Origin of the sequence: Dolichospermum sp. UHCC 0260 (genome assembly GCF_009711985.1) — a bacterium.
GTDB classification, from domain to species: domain Bacteria; phylum Cyanobacteriota; class Cyanobacteriia; order Cyanobacteriales; family Nostocaceae; genus Dolichospermum; species Dolichospermum lemmermannii.
This window is the reverse complement of sequence record NZ_VIKZ01000075.1, coordinates 1-2,184: the sequence shown is the minus strand read 5'-3', so window position 1 is coordinate 2,184 and position 2,184 is coordinate 1. Positions and strand designations below refer to the sequence as shown.

The window sequence follows — 2,184 nt, the reverse complement described above, 5'->3', positions numbered from 1 at the left end:
GTTAGTTGTAAGTAGGGGCGAAGCATTTGCAAGATAAATTATCGGTCATTGCCAAAAACAGTTCTCCAAATGCTTCGCCCGTACAGTTGTCAGTGGTAATGGATGAAAGGGAACTTTTAGATATAGTAATTATCAATCATTATTCAACAAATTCATGCTCTTTTGCCTGTTCCCTGTTCCCTGTTCCCTCTTTCCCAAATTAAGTTAAAAAAGAAAGATGAAAATTACCAAAAAAATCAACAATTGGCTGGAAACCCATGCTGCTGCACCTGCTTATGGTGGTTGGGTATTGGCGGGAATTTCTGTGTGTTATTTGGGTGCAGGGATTAATACCATGGCTGGCTGGCTGTATGTGATTAGTGGAGTCAGTTTTGCTCTTTTGGGTGTATCCGGTTTTGTTGCACCGCGATCGCTTGCGGGTATAATTGTCAAACGTCGTCCCATTGAACCAGTAACCGCAGGTGATGACCTAAAAATTGAGATAGAAATTCACAATCAGAGAAAACAATCGGCGACTTTATTACAAGTTAGAGACATTCTCCCATTTATTTTTGGTCAGCCAGTCCAGCAAAGTATTGAATCTATTCCACCACAGGATAGTTATCGCTGGGTATATTATCACCCTACCCAACAGCGAGGCCTTTACCGCTGGCATACAGTAGAATTAGCTACGGGTGCGCCTTGGGGTTTGTTTTGGTGTCGTCGTCCCCGTCAGTGTGAAGCTAGGGCAATTGTTTATCCCACCGTCTTACCCCTGACTACCTGCCCTTTAATTGATGAAATCGGACAAGATGACAGCCAACGGGGAGATCCTCGTGGTAAACCTTTACAAATGGCAACAACGGGATTAGTGCGATCGCTGCGTCCCTATCGTATAGGTGATCCTACCCGATTAATTCATTGGCGGACAAGCGCCCGTTATGGAGAATTACGAGTGCGGGAATTAGAAGTAATTACCGGGGGACAAGAAATTATTATTGCCATAGATAGTTCCTTCCAGTGGCAACAAGAATTATTTGAACAAGCCGTAATTACCGCTGCTTCCTTGTATTTTTATGCCCAACAGCAACAACTGCAAGTACAATTATGGACATCAGCTACAGGTTTAATTACAGGCAATATCGCAGTTTTGGAAACCTTAGCAGCCACCAACCCTATCGAAAAAAACAGCTTACCACCGGATAACTGTCCCCTAATTTGGCTGACACAAAACTCCTTTACCACATCCACCTTACCCCTGGGTAGTCGTTGGGTACTCTGGCAAAATTCAGATTCAGCAGCAGAAACTGTCATTAATCGGGAATATCCCGGTATCATTATCCAAACCGAACAAGAGCTACAACCCCAATTGCAAAAAGCTCTTAATTTATTTTCAGGCGATTTCTCGCACTGAGCCTGATGTACAATGCAATGAAACATTAAAATTTATCAACAGCACAGCCCATGGTGACATCAGAAGTGAATTCACAATCCAGCGATAAAAGCCTAGAAGCAATGCGGCATTTTTCCGAACAATATGCCAAACGGACGGGAACATACTTCTGTTCTGAACCTTCTGTTACCGCAGTTGTGATCGAAGGACTAGCCAAGCATAAAGATGAAATCGGTGCGCCTTTATGCCCTTGTCGTCACTACGAAGATAAGGAGGCCGAAGTTAATGCCGCTTTTTGGAATTGTCCTTGCGTCCCCATGCGCGAACGCAAAGAATGTCACTGTATGCTATTCCTTACCTCTGATAATGAGTTTTCCTGCGACAAACAAGAAATCTCTATGGAGACTATCAAAGAAGTTCGGGATACTATGGGATGAACGAAACCATGTCTGAAGAGTTTTGGCAAGGTGTAGAACAGTTCAATGCTGGACAGTTCTATGCTTGTCATGACATTCTTGAAGCACTCTGGATTGATAGTATCGAACCAGATAAAACTTTTTATCAAGGTATTCTCCAAATTGCCGTGGGACTGTATCATCTGGGTAATCATAATTTAAGAGGAGCAATGATTCTTTTAGGTGAAGGTAGCAATCGTCTTCGCCGTTATCTACCCAGCTACGGCGGTATTAATGTGGAAGAATTATTTACTGAAAGTGTGGATTTGTTAAAGACTCTACAACAAGAAAGTCTACAACCAATGGCAAATAATAAATTGGCTGAAAATCAAGCTCGACTTTTACCCAGTATTTCCC

General features: G+C 42.7%; 3 protein-coding genes. All 3 read left to right on the top strand.

Annotation, left to right across the window (positions count from 1 at the left end; genetic code table 11):
• Positions 1-217: 217 nt before the first annotated feature.
• Positions 218-1,393, top strand: a complete 1,176-nt coding sequence (locus FJR08_RS21050; protein WP_168634456.1) for a DUF58 domain-containing protein — start codon at positions 218-220, stop codon at positions 1,391-1,393.
• Between the two features lie 50 nt (positions 1,394-1,443).
• The gene (locus FJR08_RS21045) at positions 1,444-1,809 is read left to right on the top strand and encodes a ferredoxin-thioredoxin reductase catalytic domain-containing protein (protein ID WP_148763435.1); all 366 of its coding nucleotides are present in this window, start codon (positions 1,444-1,446) and stop codon (positions 1,807-1,809) included.
• Positions 1,806-2,184, top strand: a 379-nt coding sequence (locus FJR08_RS21040; protein ID WP_168634455.1) for a DUF309 domain-containing protein, incomplete at its 3' end; no start/stop codon positions are given. The genes FJR08_RS21045 and FJR08_RS21040, both read left to right, overlap by 4 nt.

Excerpts from the sequence above, each read along its gene's own strand:
- FJR08_RS21050 (WP_168634456.1), top strand. The coding sequence starts at position 218 with ATGAAAATTACCAAAAAAATCAACAATTGGCTGGAAACCCATGCTGCT.
- FJR08_RS21045 (WP_148763435.1), top strand. The coding sequence starts at position 1,444 with ATGGTGACATCAGAAGTGAATTCACAATCCAGCGATAAAAGCCTAGAA.